Origin of the sequence: Acinetobacter sp. YH12052 (assembly GCF_013419835.1) — a bacterium.
Lineage (GTDB): Bacteria > Pseudomonadota > Gammaproteobacteria > Pseudomonadales > Moraxellaceae > Acinetobacter > Acinetobacter amyesii.
The window spans coordinates 237,215-254,324 of record NZ_VOZI01000001.1 but is presented as its reverse complement, the minus strand read 5'-3'; the positions used below and the strand labels follow the sequence as shown (position 1 = coordinate 254,324).

Annotated in this window: 14 protein-coding genes and 4 tRNA genes; 3 read left to right on the top strand and 15 right to left on the bottom strand. The window is 41.5% G+C overall.

Annotated elements, in window-relative coordinates:
- Window positions 1-170: 170 nt before the first annotated feature.
- The 6 genes from FTU06_RS01170 to glyQ form a co-directional block, all read right to left on the bottom strand.
- Window positions 171-818, bottom strand: a complete 648-nt coding sequence (locus FTU06_RS01170; RefSeq protein ID WP_180007117.1) for a hypothetical protein — start codon at window positions 816-818, stop codon at window positions 171-173.
- A gap of 352 nt (window positions 819-1,170) precedes the next feature.
- Window positions 1,171-1,560 carry a hypothetical protein gene (locus FTU06_RS01165; protein WP_078189759.1) on the bottom strand — a complete coding sequence of 130 codons (390 nt, stop codon included), beginning with the start codon at window positions 1,558-1,560 and terminating at the stop codon, window positions 1,171-1,173.
- A 106-nt stretch (window positions 1,561-1,666) separates the two neighbouring features.
- Window positions 1,667-2,023: a DUF3060 domain-containing protein gene (locus FTU06_RS01160; protein WP_180062894.1), complete on the bottom strand. Its 357-nt coding sequence runs from the start codon at window positions 2,021-2,023 to the stop codon at window positions 1,667-1,669.
- Between the two features lie 234 nt (window positions 2,024-2,257).
- Window positions 2,258-2,731 carry a hypothetical protein gene (locus tag FTU06_RS01155; RefSeq protein ID WP_180144413.1) on the bottom strand — a complete coding sequence of 158 codons (474 nt, stop codon included), beginning with the start codon at window positions 2,729-2,731 and terminating at the stop codon, window positions 2,258-2,260.
- Between the two features lie 107 nt (window positions 2,732-2,838).
- Window positions 2,839-4,908: a glycine--tRNA ligase subunit beta gene (glyS, locus tag FTU06_RS01150; protein WP_180144410.1), complete on the bottom strand. Its 2,070-nt coding sequence runs from the start codon at window positions 4,906-4,908 to the stop codon at window positions 2,839-2,841.
- Window positions 4,908-5,891, bottom strand: a complete 984-nt coding sequence (gene glyQ, locus FTU06_RS01145) for a glycine--tRNA ligase subunit alpha (RefSeq protein ID WP_067666981.1) — start codon at window positions 5,889-5,891, stop codon at window positions 4,908-4,910. The genes glyS and glyQ overlap by 1 nt, the downstream gene beginning before the upstream one ends.
- 266 nt (window positions 5,892-6,157) lie before the next feature.
- Between glyQ and FTU06_RS01140 the strand changes: the two genes are divergently transcribed.
- Entirely contained in the window at window positions 6,158-6,490 is a 333-nt protein-coding gene (locus FTU06_RS01140; protein WP_180007122.1) for a 2OG-Fe(II) oxygenase, read from the top strand.
- A gap of 291 nt (window positions 6,491-6,781) precedes the next feature.
- On the opposite strand, the gene FTU06_RS01135 is transcribed toward FTU06_RS01140, so the two are convergent.
- Window positions 6,782-7,384, bottom strand: coding sequence for an OmpA family protein (locus FTU06_RS01135; protein ID WP_168377937.1), 603 nt, complete (start codon window positions 7,382-7,384; stop codon window positions 6,782-6,784).
- Window positions 7,384-7,965, bottom strand: coding sequence for a hypothetical protein (locus FTU06_RS01130; RefSeq protein ID WP_180144407.1), 582 nt, complete (start codon window positions 7,963-7,965; stop codon window positions 7,384-7,386). The genes FTU06_RS01135 and FTU06_RS01130 overlap by 1 nt, the downstream gene beginning before the upstream one ends.
- A 275-nt stretch (window positions 7,966-8,240) precedes the next feature.
- On the opposite strand from FTU06_RS01130, the gene FTU06_RS01125 reads away from it, so the two are divergent.
- A complete protein-coding gene (locus FTU06_RS01125) occupies window positions 8,241-9,347 on the top strand; it encodes an HPP family protein (protein ID WP_168377935.1) in 1,107 nt (368 codons plus the stop codon).
- A 118-nt stretch (window positions 9,348-9,465) separates the two neighbouring features.
- Here FTU06_RS01125 and FTU06_RS01120 read toward each other — a convergent pair whose 3' ends face one another.
- Window positions 9,466-9,723 carry a PspC domain-containing protein gene (locus FTU06_RS01120; protein WP_078189754.1) on the bottom strand — a complete coding sequence of 86 codons (258 nt, stop codon included), beginning with the start codon at window positions 9,721-9,723 and terminating at the stop codon, window positions 9,466-9,468.
- 302 nt (window positions 9,724-10,025) lie between these two features.
- Between FTU06_RS01120 and FTU06_RS01115 the strand changes: the two genes are divergently transcribed.
- Window positions 10,026-10,679: a hypothetical protein gene (locus FTU06_RS01115; protein WP_257225666.1), complete on the top strand. Its 654-nt coding sequence runs from the start codon at window positions 10,026-10,028 to the stop codon at window positions 10,677-10,679.
- Window positions 10,680-10,802: 123 nt separating this feature from the next.
- On the opposite strand, the gene FTU06_RS01110 is transcribed toward FTU06_RS01115, so the two are convergent.
- The 6 genes from FTU06_RS01110 to FTU06_RS01085 form a co-directional block, all read right to left on the bottom strand.
- A tRNA-Lys gene (locus tag FTU06_RS01110) sits at window positions 10,803-10,878 on the bottom strand.
- Window positions 10,879-11,140: 262 nt separating this feature from the next.
- Window positions 11,141-11,216, bottom strand: a tRNA-Lys gene (locus FTU06_RS01105).
- A 49-nt stretch (window positions 11,217-11,265) separates the two neighbouring features.
- Window positions 11,266-11,341, bottom strand: a tRNA-Lys gene (locus tag FTU06_RS01100).
- Window positions 11,342-11,362: 21 nt separating this feature from the next.
- Window positions 11,363-11,438 (bottom strand) — tRNA-Lys (locus FTU06_RS01095).
- Between the two features lie 140 nt (window positions 11,439-11,578).
- Window positions 11,579-13,420: a long-chain-acyl-CoA synthetase gene (locus FTU06_RS01090; RefSeq protein ID WP_180144404.1), complete on the bottom strand. Its 1,842-nt coding sequence runs from the start codon at window positions 13,418-13,420 to the stop codon at window positions 11,579-11,581.
- 185 nt (window positions 13,421-13,605) lie between these two features.
- A complete protein-coding gene (locus FTU06_RS01085; RefSeq protein ID WP_180144451.1) occupies window positions 13,606-17,022 on the bottom strand; it encodes an Rne/Rng family ribonuclease in 3,417 nt (1,138 codons plus the stop codon).
- Between the last annotated feature and the right edge of the window lie 88 nt (window positions 17,023-17,110).

Here is a 17,110-nt window from a genome sequence, read left to right as displayed (position 1 = left end):
AACGGTTTTAACGCATTATAGGAAAAATTGCAGCGAAAAAAACCTGCCGTAGCAAAATCAATACAGCAAATGACAGCTTTGTACACGTTTATATTTTGCCTAGGGTAAAAAAAAGGTCCACTGAAGGGTGAGCCTACTCTCTGGAGGAGAGGGTATGAAAGCCAGTTTATTTATTTGTGAGCACCTAAGCTGGCTTCATGTGAGCTATGGACTTCAGCTTGTGCGACAGGCGTTTGCAACTGTACATTGCTACTGCCACTCACATTAGCTTCTTGACCTTTTTGGAAATTCGCTTTGGTTTGTTGCCATTTTTCACTGGCAAATTGGCGACCTTCCTGAGCTTTTTCACCTAAATAACTCTTGGTTTGATTAACTTTGTTGTCGACATTGCTTTTACGTTCATCGAGTTTTGCTTTGTCTTTTGCAGCTTTTTCATCGAGCTGTGCTTTGCGCTCATCAAGCTTAGCTTTATTTTGCTCAGCCTTGGCATCGATCTTGGCTTTCGCTGCATCTGACTTTTCATCTTTAGACTGTTTTAGGTCAGCCCATTTATTTTTTGCATCTTGCTTTTTGTCAGCACTGAATTCTTTGGTGTCTTGCCACTTTTCTTGGGTGAATGTTTTGGTCTTATCGACGCCTTTTTCAATTTTGTCACCGGCTGTATGCGCAGACTGATTAATGTCTTGTTTTAGATTTTGCAGTACAGACGGTTGCTGTGTTTCAACTTTCGCATTGGCTTCTACTGCGGTGTTCGCAAATAGTGGGGTGCTTGCGAATAATGCTGCGGTGATCAGTGTTGTTTTAAATAAAGGTTTCATCTTTGCAATTGTCCTCTTTTATTGAACGCTGCTGTTGCACTCAGCATTTGCGCTTTTGGAGCAGAGGACATCTTAAGAGTAAAAAAAAGCAAAAAGTGGTTTTGTGCGATAAGTCACACCATGCAATAACAGCTCAGATACGCGGAAGTTTGAAGTGTGGAAACATGGTTAAGTTAATGCATTATTGTAATTTTATGAAAATACAGTGGCTTATATGTGTTTTGAGCGTTGCTGTGGTGTGGTTCTAGTTACGATTTTCATGATTAAAAATTATGGGTTTGAACTGATTATGATTCAAGATTAAACGAAAAATGAAACCATACCTCCATTTTGGAGATATGGTTTTTATTATTTATTCACATTGTGTAAGCGCATCTTTTGCAAAATGACCGCGTAATGCAAGGAAGTTTTTCTGTACATCCGCCGCATTTAAATCAAAATTGTGCGCTGAACTTGTACCATCTTTGGCAAAGGTTGCTGTACCACCTGAAATTAGGGTTAAGCCTTTAAATGACCATTGTTCAACAGATTTTGCTTCTTCTAAATTGCCTGTAAATTCAATCACGCATTTATCTACAAATTTAGTCAGTTTTGCTTTGTTATCTGTGGTATCTGGGTAGACATCAATGTTTTGAACCTCTTGTAATACACCTGTTTCAAGTTGTGGAATCGTTGGTGCAGATGTACATGCAGAAAGTGTTAGACCCGCAAGACCAGTCAAAAGGAATGCTTTCAATTTCATAAGTTTCATTCTTGTTGAGTGTTGTTGGATTGAGTATAGGGAATTGGTGAATTATTGGCTATAGATTTAAGTCTTAAGCCTAAATTCAACTTCATTCACTTAATATTTAACGTTTATAGGCTGCACTTCCTGGACCAACGGCATTGATGCTGACTTGGCGTGATGGATGGGTGCTTTTTTGATAATACACTTTCGAATTTGGTCCATAAATATTGATTTTATTGACTGATTCTACATAGACCGTTGTATTTGGACCTGCAACAGTAATCATCGGGCAACTGCCTTTTAGAGTAATACGGCTATCTGGAGCAGGAATATTCACTGAGCGTCCTGCGCAATCATAACTTGCAACGGTATCGGGTGAAGAAATGATGATTTGGGAATGAGTCATTTCCGTTCCAGCATTTGCAGAAGAAATAGATAGAATCAATAGTCCAAAGCTAACTAATTTTTTATTCATCATAGGTATTTCATTTTATTCAGGTTGAGTTATTTTTAGCATGCCGAGATTTATTTGCTCAAGTTTTATTCATCTTTATTTAAAACGAGATATTGAGTGCAATGCCAGATCTTTTTCACATTGATGTATTAAGAAGTGATTTCGCTTGGTGATTTAACTAATATTTCAAACGGTCTCATTGAGTATCAGCACGTTATCCTAAATATACAATGAAGCCTTAGCTGGTTTATTTAGCGATTAAAGTTTTGGCAAAAAGAACAACAGCATCAGTCCCCCCAATACTCCACCGATAATGAGCCAGTCTTTCTTACGCATATCAGCAACACGAATTATTGAAAAATACAGACTGCTAAAAAATAGAAAAACAAAGACAAATAGCACAAGGGGGTTATTGAATATAAATTTAGTACTGCCAAATAAAACGAAAATGGTTGTGCTCGACAACCAATACACCAAACTTAAAACAAATTTTGAAAGCGTTAAGTAACGCACAGTGCGGTCTAATCTGGGCAAAGTCACCGCAACGATGATGATTCCAATAAATCCACCCAAAACAGAAATAATCAAAAAGAATAAAGCCCCCATATCTGGCTTGTTTTGAATATATGGATAAACCTTCCAAAGGTAAAAGCTGCATGCCATCAGGACTGCATGTAAGATAAAAAGATAGAGAACTGGGCGGTAAGGATGATTGACTGTAATACTTTTCATATATTGTTCTTATCAAAAAATCCCGCTATTTCTAACAGGATTCTACCTAGATTTCAAATGGCATAAAAAAACCCGCTTTAAAGCGGGTTTTTAATGAATACTTAAACTTAGTGTTGAAGTACTGAAATATCAGCCACTTTCGTGAACAAGTCACGAAGCTGTGCAAGCATACGTAAACGGTTTGCTTTTAGGTCAGCATCATCTGCCATCACCATCACACCGTCAAAGAACGCATCAACAGGCGCACGAAGTGCAGCAAGTGCAGACAACGCAGCAGTGTAATCTTTCGCAGCAAATAACGGCTCAACCACAGGTGTGATTTTCGCAAGTTCAGCGAACAATGCTTTTTCAGCATCTTCAACTAAGTTTGCTTCAACGACATTTCCTTCAAGAGCAGCTTCTTTTGCAAGAATGTTTGCAACACGTTTGTTTGCAGCAGCAAGCGCAGCAGCTTCAGGTAAGTCACGGAAATGATTTACCGCATTTACACGTTTATCAAAATCAAGTGGCGATTTTGGAGAAAGTGCTTGAACAGCTTGAATCACATCTACAGCCACGCCTTGGTCTTCGTATTTCGCACGGTAACGACCTTCAAGGAATGCAACTGCATCCGCCAAAGTTTTATCGTGATCTTTAATCACATCGCTATAAGCAGCAAGTGCAAGTTTGATTAGATCTTCAATCGAAACATCTAAATCATTTTCAGTCACAAGACGCAAGATACCAATGGCTGAACGGCGTAGTGCAAACGGGTCTTTAGAACCTGTAGGCGCCTGACCAATACCAAAAATACCTGTCAATGTATCTAAACGGTCAGCAAGCGCAAGCGTTGTACCGGTCTTGGTTTTTGGTAAAACGTCACCTGCAAATTTAGGTAAGTATTGTTCACCTAAAGATTCAGCAACTTCATCATTTTCGCCTTCAATACGTGCGTAGTAAGTACCCGCAATACCTTGAAGCTCAGGGAACTCACCCACAAGTTCAGAAGTTAAGTCGCATTTTGCAAGGAGTGCAGCTTTTTCAGCATCTGCAGGGTTCGCACCTGTGATAGCCGACAAAGCCACAGCCAATTTAGCAATACGTTCAGACTTGTTCCAAAGGGTACCCAATTCAGCTTGGAATACCATATTTGCAAGTTTCTCTTTACGAGATGCAAGTGGTTGCTTTTGGTCTTGTAAGAAGAAGAATTCAGCATCTGACAAACGCGGACGTACAACTTTTTCATTACCTTCAATAATTTGAGACGGATCTTTCGACTCAATGTTTGACACGGTAATGAAGTAAGGTTGAAGTTTATTGTCGCTATTCACTAAGCAGAAGTACTTTTGGTTGTCCTGCATCGTCGTGATGAGTGCTTCTTGAGGAACAGCAAGGAAACGTTCTTCGAAGCTTGCACGAAGAGCAACAGGCCATTCAACCAAAGCAGTTACTTCGTCACGAAGGTCGCTAGGGACAATCGCAATGGCATTCACTTCATCCGCCAAAGCTTTCACTTGTTGGTCGATGATCGCTTGGCGCTCTTCAAAGTTTGCAATCACTTTTGCAGTACGAAGGGCATCAAGATAAGCATCGGCATTTGCAAGTGTAATTGCTTCAGGAGCATGGAAACGGTGACCATAAGTCACGTTACCTGCTTGGTGATCCTGAATCGTTGCTTCAATCACATCACTGTCTTTCAACAACACAACCCATTTTACAGGACGTACAAACTCAGTACGGCTTGCAGCAGAACGCATGCGCTTTGCAATTGGTAAGTTGTCTAAAGCGGCTTGTAAAATTTGTGGAAGTAAAACATCAAGGCTTTGACCTTTTACATCTTTTAAGTAGCACACTTTTTCAACTTTACCTGCTTGGAAAGTTGATACTTGATCAACTGTAATGCCTTGACCGCGCATAAAGCCTTCAAGTGCTTTAGTCGGTTTGCCTTCGGCATCAAATGCTGCTTGTTTTGCAGGGCCATCAAAACGTTTTTGTGTGTCGGCTTGCGCTGCATCAACATTCACAATTTTAAGTGCAAGGCGGCGTGGTGCTGCATAAGCTTCAATTGAATCGAATGCTAGACCTGCGTCTTTTAAGCCTTTTACCGTTTCTGCATGTAGTGCATCACGTAATTTTTTTAAGCTTTTTGGTGGAAGTTCTTCGCAGCCTAATTCGAACAATACTGTATGTTTAGACATTATTTGCTCTCCTTAGATTCTACTTTTGCTTCCGCTTCAACTTGAGCTTTGAGTTGAGCAAGGACTTCGTCACGTAAAGCAGGTTCTGCCATCGGGAAGCCAAGCTTCGCACGCGCAGCGACATAGCTTTGTGCAATAGCACGAGCCAATGTACGGACACGTAAAATGTAACGTTGACGTTCAGTTACTGAAATTGCGCCACGTGCATCAAGCAAGTTAAAGCTATGCGATGCTTTAATTACTTGCTCATAAGCAGGTAGTGGAAGTTCAGCTTCCATTAAACGAGTCGCTTCAGCTTCATAGAAGTCGAATAATTCAAACATTTTTTCAACGTTGGCATATTCAAAGTTATAGGTTGATTGTTCCACTTCGTTTTGGTGGAACACGTCGCCATAAGTTACAGTACCAAACTGACCTTTGGTCCAAACCAAATCATAAACAGAGTCTACACCTTGGAGGTACATCGCCAGACGTTCTAGACCGTAAGTGATTTCACCTGTCACAGGGTAGCACTCAACACCACCGACTTGTTGGAAGTAAGTGAACTGAGTCACTTCCATGCCGTTTAACCAAACTTCCCAACCTAAGCCCCATGCGCCAAGTGTTGGAGATTCCCAGTTGTCTTCCACGAAACGAATGTCGTGAACAAGGGTATCAATACCAATGGCTTTTAATGAATCTAAGTACAACTGTTGGATGTTGTCTGGGTTTGGTTTCAGCACCACTTGGAATTGGTAGTAGTGTTGTAGGCGGTTTGGGTTCTCACCATAACGGCCATCTTTCGGACGGCGAGATGGCTGAACATAAGCAGCATTCCAAGTTTCAGGGCCTAAGGCACGTAGGAAAGTTGCAGTGTGGAATGTACCCGCACCCATTTCCATATCGTATGGTTGAAGAATTACACAGCCTTGTTCAGCCCAGTAGTTTTGTAAGGCAAGAATTAAGCCTTGGAAGGTATCAATATGCGATATGGCGCGACTCATGGTCATCCACTTAAAATTAGATAAAAATTGTGCTCAATTATAAGGATTTTGGGGGTGTGTGGCAAAGGTTTCGCGTGAACAAGTGGGCTTTTAATGCCAGATAGAATAAAGGCACTGCGGGTTTTAAATGAAGCTGAGTATTTATTGGTAAGAATGGTAGCAATAAGAAAGCTTCATCAGTGATACTGTTGTTAACGATGATCATGCTATAAAAATACAATAAAATTTAGGAATAATAAAATTATTCAAAGACTTATGGGTTTTAAATGGTTGCATTGAAAAAAGGAAGACAGCATTCGGGTTCAGATAAAATGTTGTTATTACAAAACCATTTAGGACTTAAATGTGATGCCTATTTTCTTCGTTTTCCTGTGGGTTCAATGATTCCACCACGTCAAGACTCTGTACAATATGGGCAGCATTTTAGGTTGAATATCGTGATTAAAAAATCGAAAGCAGGTGGTGAATTTATATGTGAGCGAAGCATCATTGATTTACCAAGAGTTAAATTATTTAGACCAGATTTGTATCGGCATGAAGTGACTGAGGTGCAAGGCAGCTCATGCTATGTATTAAGTATCGGATGCGTAATCGATTAAATTTGATAGATAAAATCAATATCTTTTAAGAAAATTCAGCCTGTAATTTTCAAAAAAATCCCAAATAACCAACAGGGTAATCGGTCTTTTATAACGTCTTTTGCAACTTAGGTGGCTTGGTACAGCATACGAAAATCGAATAAAAAATATCGCCGCTCAATGAACGTTTGCTATATGACTTTGGCGCGTCTATCGTTTAGAGATATTCTCAAAAAAAGAATCAAAATTCACCACTAAAAATTTAGTCGTAAAATAAAAAATGAGTCGTTTAGACTCATTTTTATCAAGGCTTTATGACTCAGATAAGCTTTTGGTTTTATTAATTACAATTTCAACCCGTCGATTTTTCTGACGACCTTCAGGATTGTCCTCACCATTAGATAGGGTATTCGGTTTAAGCGGCTGACTTTCTCCCATCCCGCTGATTTGATAATTTAAATCAATACCTTGGGCTTTAAAATAATCACGCACCGCTTCAGCCCGTTGTAACGACAGTTTTTGGTTGGCGGCATCTGAACCAATATTATCGGTATGGCCGACAATGGCAATAATGCCTTTACCTTTGCTTTTTAAGGTCTGGGCTGCTTGCTGTAACTCAGGTTCAGCTTCGGGTTTTAAATTGGCTTTGCCAAAATCAAACAGCACATCCGAACTTAAATTCACCTGAATATTAAATTCATTATGATTGGCACTTAAATCTGAACCGACAGCCGATAAATTACTGGCTTCTGCCTGAGGTTGACTTGGTTCAGATGGCTTCGGCTGCTGTTCTGGCACAGTCTGAGTGTTGTCTATTTCTGCGACGTTCTGTTCAGTCTGCGGTGGATCAGTTTTGGAATCTACACATCCTGCAATCAATAAGCTCAAACTTGCGCTATACAGTAATGTTCTCATTAGCGTTCAACCGGTATGCCGTCAAAAGAACCTGCATTACCTAAATTGATGCTAATGGTCTTGGTGCTTTCAGGCGGCGCAGGGAATTTAAAGGTGAGTAAAATAGGTTCATAACTGGCTTTTTGGATAGCTTTATTTGTTGCATTTAAAGGTGCTGCCATCCAAATGCCAGCATCATCTTGCAGCAGTCCTACTTTTTTGGCTGTGTCATCATCAATATAATTGGTTTGTTCCAAATTGATGGATGTGCTCATAAATTCAGTGTTTCCATTTGGGGCAGGGTTAGGTTGAGCTATCACTTTTACGGTTAAAATTTTTCCAATCACCTTGACGCTTTGTAAACCTAAAGTGCCTTTACTCATGGGGATTTCAGCTAAAGTGGGTTGAGGCGCTGGTGCTTCAACTTGTGGTGTTGGTTCTCGAATAAGATCATCCCCATTTTTTGCAGTTTCAGCTGGGGCCATTTCTTGAGGTGTATTATCATTGGCTGGCGGATTGGCTTGTTGAGGTTCTTTGGAGCAGGCCGATAAACCCAAGCCAAGCATACAGAGGGCACACATTGCGAAGATATTTTTATTCATTCAGAACATCCTTTTTTCAAATATTTTTATAGGTCTTTTGACTATAGGGAATTTTAAACAGCTAGCCTGTCTAGGTTTTGTTGTAAAACGTTAATGAAATAAGAGAGATGAGCAGGTGATTGACTCGTGAGCATTATTCAGTTCTTTCGGCTTTAATTTGGATTAGATATTGTTCAGTAGAAAATTTTATAAGATAAAGGTATAAAATAAATACATCTTATAAGAGACTTCGTTTTATAATCGCCCATCTGTTCGAATAATCAATCAGGCATCTCGTGTTTCACGCAAAATCAGCTTGGCTTAATACACTTAAACCCAACTTTAAAGTTTTACCATTAAAAGATCGCATCCTATGTGGGGTAGGTGCTTTGCTTGGCTTGAGTATATCTTCGCTGATTAGTTGGTTAGCGCTAGGTGACTTAAATGCATGGTATATCGCCCCGATGGGCGCATCGTCTGTGCTGCTCTTTGCTGTACCTGCTAGTCCTTTGGCACAGCCGTGGAATATGGTGGTCGGTAATAGTCTTGCGGCTTTGATTGGCGTGACTTGTGCGATGTATATTCCTAATTTAACCGAAGCTTTTAGTATCGCAGTTGCATTAGCGATTATCTTAATGATGACCACGGACTCATTGCATCCACCGAGTGGGGCAGTAGCGATTACCGCGGTATTGGGCGGCGAGGCTGTCCATGATTTAGGCTACGCCTTTCTTTTTTATCCAGTCCTTTTAAATTCGGTCCTCTTGATGGTGGTTGCTATTATTTATAACCGATTACTAGGTAAGCAGTATCCACAAAAATCACAAGTTAATACACGGACGACAGATCCAACACCGACACAAAAAGTGTCGATTCAACCTGCGGATATTCAGCAAGTCTTAGAACAGCAAAGTCAGTTACTCGATATCAGTGAATACGACCTACAAAAAATCATTTTAGAAGCACAGCAGTTAGCTAGTCGTCGTGGTCTAAGCCAGTTTCATTGTCGTGATCTCATGAGCCAGCAAGTGATTAGCTTGCGTGCAGAAGATGATATTCAGTCAGCATTGGAAAAGTTTAAACAAGTCAATTTGATGAGTTTGCCAGTGGTGAGTGATCTGGATCGCTTGGTGGGAAATTTGGCTTTATATGATGTAGTGGAATGGTTTAAACGTGCCGCAGACCCCAAAGCCAGTTGGGAAAATCACGTTTATCAAATTATGAATCCCAAAGTGGTGACCGTGCAGCCAGATCAACCGATTGAAGATTTGGTGCCGTATTTTGTGGAAAGATCTTTTAATTATATTCCAGTCGTTGAGCAAAAACGGTTGGTGGGAATGATTAGCCGTGCTGATATGATCGCAGCGTTATATCAACAGTTAAATCAGCAAACAAAATCTTAAGCCTTAAACTTTGATTTAAATTCATCAGACTTAAATATGGTTTTGCCAAAATGTAGGCAAAAAAAAGCTACGGAATCTTGGGGGAGAAACCGTAGCGACCAAACTGGGTCAAAGGACTTTAACGTCTGTCATCATTCACAGTACGAATAGGGTCTGAATAGCCATTGGTACGGAAAAAGTTATCTTGTGCTTTAGGCATGACTAACCATAAAACCAAGTACACCAAAATACCGGGAAAGGCTGCGCTTAAGCATGATACAAAGATAAAAATAATACGCAGTAAATTTGCGTTCCAACCAAAACGTTCAGCAATACCCCCCATCACACCAGCAATCATGTTAGAGCGGTTTGAGCGATATAAACCAACATTGGCCATTCAGGTCTCCTTCAAAAAAAGAATAAATTTGAATATTTCCAAATTCATATTATAGAAATGGTGACAAGCTTTGCGATTTAAAGGGTGCAGAAAAAAAATTAAGTAAAGTTATGTAATTTGAAGAATTAGTTTGATTAGTTTGCCTTTAAAATAGCTTGAGTGTTAATTAAATATCAACGATAACAATGAGATATGATATAACATATATCGCAAATATATGTATACAGCGTTGATTATTTGATTACAATATTAAGTCAGCAAGAACTGAAAAAACCAATGAATGATTGGTCTTGGCACATTATATGAAAACATCGGCTTCACCTTTTTTGATGAAATTTGCATATCTTTCAGTGTTTGCAGGAGTGTTCAGCCTCTCTTTTATTGGTTGTAGTCCAACGCCTCAACCCGCAGCGGATAAGGGTGAAAGTTCGGCATCAACTGTCGCATCGGAAGTTCAAGCGAAGCAAGATCATGGAAAAAAATTAACCCAAGTGGCAGGGCAGGCGACATTGCCGAATGACGATGAAATAAAGTCAGCTCCTGTTCCTGAGCATGCCAAAATTTTTATTGGACGTTTTCATGCCAAAGTAAAATGCGATGACAGTTTTATTCCATGCCCAGAAGGCGATGCGGAGTTCATTCTTAACTTATTGCCAGATGGAACGGTACACCGCAGTATTATTCAAATTGGTAAAGTATTTGCTGAAAAAACCAATACGCCAGGCATTAATGTGAAATACCGTAAGGATACGTGGAGTGTTAATGAAGCACATACCGAGCTGGTGGTTCATCGAAAAGAAGGCGTGAATTTTTATTATCACGTGATTAATGAAAATAAAATCACCATGGATTTAGACAAAATTCGTCAAGGTGAAGTTGATCGAAATCAGGAATTATTTTCCAAGGGTTATCCTCAGCCGCAACATGCCTATACCTTGGTGAAAGACCCAAATTAAATACTGCGAATGAAGTAAATAAAATTATAAATTGCGTTTGAGCGTCGGCGTGAAATTCGCAAATCTTGGCTAATCGAATGCAACTAGCTTATAAAAAATTGAACTATTAATACGACATAGAATTGGTGGGTTGTGTGGGGTTCGAACCCACGACCAATAGATTAAGAGTCTACTGCTCTACCAACTGAGCTAACAACCCTGAGAAAATTTTAAAAGAGCATTTTAAAATTTTTGCAAGATAAACGAAGCGCGTAGTTTTGAATACTAGGGAATATTTGTTATCTAAAATTTTTCAGGTCAAATACTTCATCTAGCAAGACAAGAATGATACTTCGCAACATCGCTATAGCAAAATTTCGAGAATGGCGAATCAAAACCAATAATGGTGATGGTTTGTCTTGGTCGGAACCTGCAGGTTTCTTTTTCTTCAACTGCCGGAAGAAAGAAGCCCTAAGAAAGAATGGTGGGTCGTCCGCGACTCGAACGCGGGACCAATAGATTAAAAGTCTACTGCTCTACCAACTGAGCTAACGACCCTTAGGGGGTATGTACAAGATTGTAATCTAAAACTGGCATTTTAGAAAGATGGTGGGTCGTCCGCGACTCGAACGCGGGACCAATAGATTAAAAGTCTACTGCTCTACCAACTGAGCTAACGACCCATCTTGTGGTATCGAAGGAAATGGTGGGTCGTCCGCGACTCGAACGCGGGACCAATAGATTAAAAGTCTACTGCTCTACCAACTGAGCTAACGACCCATTTCGCTTGATGGTGCGTATTGTAGCAAGATCTGCTTCAAGCGCAAGTAAAAAATCATAAACTTGCTTGTGTTTGATTATAAATACAACAATGTGGCTCATTTTGACGGGTGATTGTCGTCAAAATGAGCAAGTTTGATTTAGAAACGGTATTGATAGGCCTGAATATTGTTATAAATTTCAGGGGTCAAGTCACAATAAGCGCTCGCATTCGGCAGTAAAACCAAGATTCGCTCATCTGTTTGCTTAGGATCAAAGGCTTGTTCTTTCAGCTTGTTTTTTTGGTATTTAAACGTACCTGTGGTTTCGACTTTTTTCTGTACACGTAAAAATACCGGTACAGCATAAGCGGGTAAGCATTTTTTAAATTGCAGAACCATTTCACTACAATCTTGTTCGTTGAGTTCGGCACCATCGGTGAGTGTGATGGCAGCCATACCTGCACGGCCATTGGTATCTGGAATTTCTACGCCATAAACCACAGCTTCAGCAATTTTATCGTACTCACTCACCATGTTTTCAACTTCAGTGGTTGAGACGTTTTCACCTTTCCAGCGGAAGGTATCGCCTAGACGGTCGACAAATTGAGCATGTCGGAAGCCAATGTCACGGACCAAGTCGCCAGTATTGAAGTATGAATCACCATGCTTGAACACATCTTTCATAATGACGGATTTGTTTTTTTCCGTGTCGGTATAGCCATCGAAAGGTGAGCGACGGGTAATTTTACCGATGAGTAAGCCGACTTCGCCTTTTTTCACTTTAATGCAGCGACCTTTAGCATCATGTACAGCTTCATTTTTTTCTTTATCAAACTGAATAATGGCATAAGGCGTTGGTGAAAAACCAACAGTGTTATCGAAGTTAAACACATTACTAAAGCCGACGTTGCCTTCACTTGATGCATAGAGTTCAAGGACTTCTTCGACCCCAAAGCGTTCTTTAAACTTATCCCAAATGTTTGGTCGCATGCCGTTACCAATCATTTTTTTCACACGATGGCCTTTTTCAAGGTCTGAATGTGGAGCATCCATCAAATAGCGGCAAAGTTCGCCCACATAGCCAATGGCTGACGCATCAAACTTTTGTACATCTTTCCAAAACGATGAGGTGGAAAACTTGCGACGCAGGGCAAGAGTGGCGCTACCGGCAATCACCCCACACCAACAAACTACAGTGCCTGTAGCGTGATAGAGCGGCAAAGTTACGTACATCACATCATCTTTATTCAGATTAAGGACGTGACCATATGTTCCATAAGCCAAAGTCCAACGGCTGTTGGTGAAAATCACCGCTTTAGGTAAGCCTGTTGTCCCAGAGGTGTAGATATAAAATAGGCCGTCTTTGCCTTTTACGCTTGCAGTGGTTGGCGTGTTGAATTTTGGAAATTCATCAATCGCTACTGCAAGGTTTAAAAAGCCTTTAGGTGCTTTACCGGCATCTACACGGGTGGCCTGATCTGCGAACCAATGTAAACGATCTGCAGCCACACTGAGATCATTACGAATCTCTTCTACGGCTTGACGGCATTCTTCGCCCACAATTACCGCAATTGGGTTTACTAAGTTGATACTGTGTGTCAGGACTTTGCCGACTTGTGAGGTGTTGACCAAGGCACTGGTGACGCCAATTTTGGCTAGTGCCACGATGGTTGCCACCAGTTCAGATCGGTTCTCGATCATCACCGCAATCACATCACCTTTTTTAGCGCCGAGGGCTAGGTAATAGTGACCAATTTGATTGGCCCATTCATTTAATTCGTTATAGGTATATTTTTGCTCTTCAAAATAAAGCGCATAACCTTTGGGATTGCGCTTTACGGCTTTTTCAAATGCAATACCTAAGCCTGCGGAAGTATTTGGGGTACGTAAATAGGCTTGCTTTAGACCACTCAACAGGTTGGGTACTTTGCTAATGAATGCGGGAATTTTTGCTGCAACATCAGCAATCCCAATAAGGTCGTGTTGTGTAGTTTGGCTCATGTGAATCCTATTTATTTTTCGTAATCCGATACGGTCTATTTCTTTGCAATGAAATTTGCAGCAAATTCTACAATTGTCTTTTAATCGTTTCGATCTAGTGCAATCAACCTAATTTGACAAAAGTATCAAAAAAAAACCAGTCACCGAAATGACTGGATTTTTTTATTCACCTGCAAAATAGCAAATTACTGCTCAGTTGCGGTGTTTGCTTTTTTCGGTGGACGACCGCGAGGACGACGAGGGCGTGCAGGTTTTTCACCTTCAGCGGCCGAGTTCTCGTCTACAGGAACCTCAACTTTTTGTTCTGCTTCAACGGCTTGAGCTTTTTCTTCTACTGGTTTAGTAGGAGCTTCAGACACTTCTTCCGTCTTTTCAGGCTGCGCACTCACATCCAGTTCAGCTTGAACGGGTGTCGGTACTTCAGCTTGAGCGGGCACAGGTGCTTCAGTTTGAACTGCAACGTCGGATACATTGGCTTCAACTGTAGCAGCTTTAGCTTCTGCAACTACAGGCGCCTCAACAGCAGTGTCTGCGACAGGCGTAGCTTCCACCTCAGCATGTGCTTTTGCTTGGTCTTGTTTCGCTTGTTCAGCGGCAAGTTTAGCAAGGCGACGACGCTCACGTGGGTCATTAGCAACACGTTTATCTGACACAGGCTTTGGTGGTGTCAAATCCAACATTGGCACTGGTTCAGCTTCAGGTGCAGCTTTTGCAACTTGAACATCACGAGTGACAGGCTTTTTCTCTACAGCTGCTTCAGCTGCGGGTGCAGTCAAAGTCGCGGCATATTCTTCCGTGAATTTTTGCAATGCACGGTTGAATGTTGGAATTAAGCCAAATTGCTCAATCAGTACAGAGCAGTCTTCACCGTATACATGCTTAATCAAGCTGCTTACAGTGTATTGACTTAGTGTCGGCACTTGAGATGGCGCAATTTTCGGAGCCTGTGCTTGTTGAGCACGAGCTGCACGCTGTTCGCGGCGGCGTTGACGTGGGTCATTGCTTGCACGAGACGGTTTTTGCTGCGCATGCTGTGGTTTATGCGCTGCTTCTTTTGTTTCAGTCGCAAGTTTTTCCACTTTTGCTGCTTCAACGACAGCGGCCTTTTCGACAACTGGGGTTTCTATAGTTTTTTCAACTGCTGGAGCAGTATTTAGCGCTACGATTTCGCTTTGAGCTTGATCAACATTCACCACAAGTGCTGTTGGCATCACGTCTTGACGTGGTGCATCAACAACTTCAACTTTAGGTTGACGTTGATTGCGGTTTTCAGGTTGTTGCTCAGCTGCAACTTCCTGAGCAATCGCTTGCTCGTTCAATACGCTTTGATCGCGGTGGCGATTTGGGCGATTTGGACGTTGTTGGTTGTTGCGGTCACGACGTGGAACAGACTGCGGTTGTTCATTGTTTTGAACATCTTGCTGTACTTGTTCGTTGTTGTGTTGACGACGTGAGTTACGACGGTTTTCACGTTGGTCTTGACGGTTGTCTTGACGTTCAGAACGTTGCTCTTGGCGTTCGTTTTGACGTGCTTCGTTATTACGCTGTTCTTGACGGTCTTGACGTGAAGGTTGTAACACTTCCTCATGAACTTGATGCGGTTGAGCTTCTTGTTCACGTGGCTCTTTATGCTTAGTACGCTTTTTGTTGTGACGTTTTTCTTCACGTTCAGCTTTTTCTGAATGGCTGTCACGTTCTTGTTTGTGCACAACAGTAGAAGGTGCAAGGTAAGCATTATTGTCTGCGACAACAGCAGGCGCTGCCGATGCAGGGGTAATTTGACCAAACTGGCCACGGCTTGCAGCACCGCCATTTACCATTTGTTCAATTGCAGCAGCGGCATTGTTTGCAGTACGCGACTGGTCAACGGTTGCAGCTTGTTTTTGAACAAATAAGTTTTCTAACCATGCACATGGACTAGATGATGCTGCAGGAGCGGCAACTTGTGCAGGTGCTTGTTGGGCAGCAACAGGTTGTTGCTTATTCTTTTTGTGGCCTTTTTCTTGTTGTTGTACAGGTGCTTGTTGCTGAGCAGCAGCGGCCTTTTCTTCACCTAAGTGCCACTCAGATGCTTCGTAACCCAATTCTTTTTCGCTAGAACGTGTTGCTTCAGTGCGTTCATAACTTGTCGGTGCAAAACCTTCAGGGTTATATGAAATTTCGTAATGTGGTGTTTCTAGGTGAGGGTGTGGAAGTACAGTCACACGAACATTTGAAGTTTGCTCAAGATATACAAGGCTGTGACGCTTTTCATTCAATAGGAATGCAGCAATTTCAACAGGCACTTCAACTTGAACTTCACCATGACGTTCGCGTAGCGCAATTTCTTCCACTTTACGCATAATTGAAAGTGATAAAGAGCGTAGGTCACGTACCATACCTGTACCATGACAGCGTGGGCACACATAACCTGTGGCTTCTTCAAGCGATGGACGTAAGCGTTGACGGCTCATTTCCATCAAACCAAAGCGTGACAATTGACCGAATTGGATACGTGCACGGTCGCTTTGTGTTGCTTCACGAAGTTTAGCTTCAACCATACGTTGGTTACGGTCTTTGGTCATGTCGATGAAGTCGATCACAACTAAACCACCGATATCACGTAAACGTAATTGGCGAGCAATTTCTTCTGCAGCTTCAAGGTTGGTATTGAGTGCTGTATCTTCTACATCGCTACCACGTGTTGATTTTGCAGAGTTAATATCAATTGAAACCAATGCTTCAGTTTGGTCAATCACAATTGAACCACCAGAAGGAAGTTTTACTTCACGTTCATAGGCAGTTTGGATTTGACTTTCGATACCAAAATGAGCAAATAACGGTTCATTTAAAGTATAGGTTTTTAATTTGTCGATTTGACGTGGCATCACCGCTTTAACAAAGTTATAGGCTTCGTTATACGCTTGCTCAGAGTCAATTAAAATTTCAGCAACATCATCACGTAAATAGTCACGAATCGCACGTGTAACCACACCGGCTTCTTGGTGAACCAACATTGGTGATGGACCTGAACTTGATGTGCTTTGGATTTGTGCCCAAAGGTCAAGCAAGTGTTGAAGGTCAAGTTGCAGTTCTTCTTGAGAACGACCAATACCAGCAGTACGTACAATCACGCTCATGCCACGAGGGACATTTAAAGACGCCAACATTTCTTTCAATTCTTCACGAACTGAACCTGAAATTTGACGGCTAATACCGCCACCTTTCGGGTTGTTTGGCATCAAAACCAAATAACGACCAGCAAGTGAGATAAATGTAGAAAGGGCAGCACCTTTATTACCACGTTCTTCTTTTTCCACTTGAACTAAAAGCTCAGTGCCTTCAGTGATCAATTCGCGGATGTTTGAAGTTTGGCGAGGATCTGCTTTGTAATAAGAATTAGCGATTTCGCGCATCGACAAGAAACCTTGACGACCTGCACCGTATTCAACAAATACAGCTTCTAAAGACGGCTCTACGCGAGTCACATGACCTTTATAGATATTCGATTTTTTTTGTTCACGGGTACGATTCTCTAAGTCAAAATCGTAAAGACGCTGACCAGTGACAAGTGCAACGCGAATTTCTTCGGCATGTGTTGCATTAATCAACATACGTTTCATGGGTGTAACACCTAATAGTGATACACAGAAGAACATCGCCTGACTCGTAGCGAGCATCAGATAGCATGGATCAAGTTACACAGATCGA

Coding starts and splice junctions, on each gene's coding strand:
- FTU06_RS01170 (WP_180007117.1), bottom strand. CDS start 818: ATGAAACCTTTATTTAAAACAACACTGATCACCGCAGCATTATTCGCA.
- FTU06_RS01165 (WP_078189759.1), bottom strand. CDS start 1,560: ATGAAATTGAAAGCATTCCTTTTGACTGGTCTTGCGGGTCTAACACTT.
- FTU06_RS01160 (WP_180062894.1), bottom strand. CDS start 2,023: ATGATGAATAAAAAATTAGTTAGCTTTGGACTATTGATTCTATCTATT.
- FTU06_RS01155 (WP_180144413.1), bottom strand. CDS start 2,731: ATGAAAAGTATTACAGTCAATCATCCTTACCGCCCAGTTCTCTATCTT.
- glyS (WP_180144410.1), bottom strand. CDS start 4,908: ATGTCTAAACATACAGTATTGTTCGAATTAGGCTGCGAAGAACTTCCA.
- glyQ (WP_067666981.1), bottom strand. CDS start 5,891: ATGAGTCGCGCCATATCGCATATTGATACCTTCCAAGGCTTAATTCTT.
- FTU06_RS01140 (WP_180007122.1), top strand. CDS start 6,158: ATGGTTGCATTGAAAAAAGGAAGACAGCATTCGGGTTCAGATAAAATG.
- FTU06_RS01135 (WP_168377937.1), bottom strand. CDS start 7,384: ATGAGAACATTACTGTATAGCGCAAGTTTGAGCTTATTGATTGCAGGA.
- FTU06_RS01130 (WP_180144407.1), bottom strand. CDS start 7,965: ATGAATAAAAATATCTTCGCAATGTGTGCCCTCTGTATGCTTGGCTTG.
- FTU06_RS01120 (WP_078189754.1), bottom strand. CDS start 9,723: ATGGCCAATGTTGGTTTATATCGCTCAAACCGCTCTAACATGATTGCT.
- FTU06_RS01115 (WP_257225666.1), top strand. CDS start 10,026: ATGAAAACATCGGCTTCACCTTTTTTGATGAAATTTGCATATCTTTCA.
- FTU06_RS01090 (WP_180144404.1), bottom strand. CDS start 13,420: ATGAGCCAAACTACACAACACGACCTTATTGGGATTGCTGATGTTGCA.
- FTU06_RS01085 (WP_180144451.1), bottom strand. CDS start 17,022: ATGAAACGTATGTTGATTAATGCAACACATGCCGAAGAAATTCGCGTT.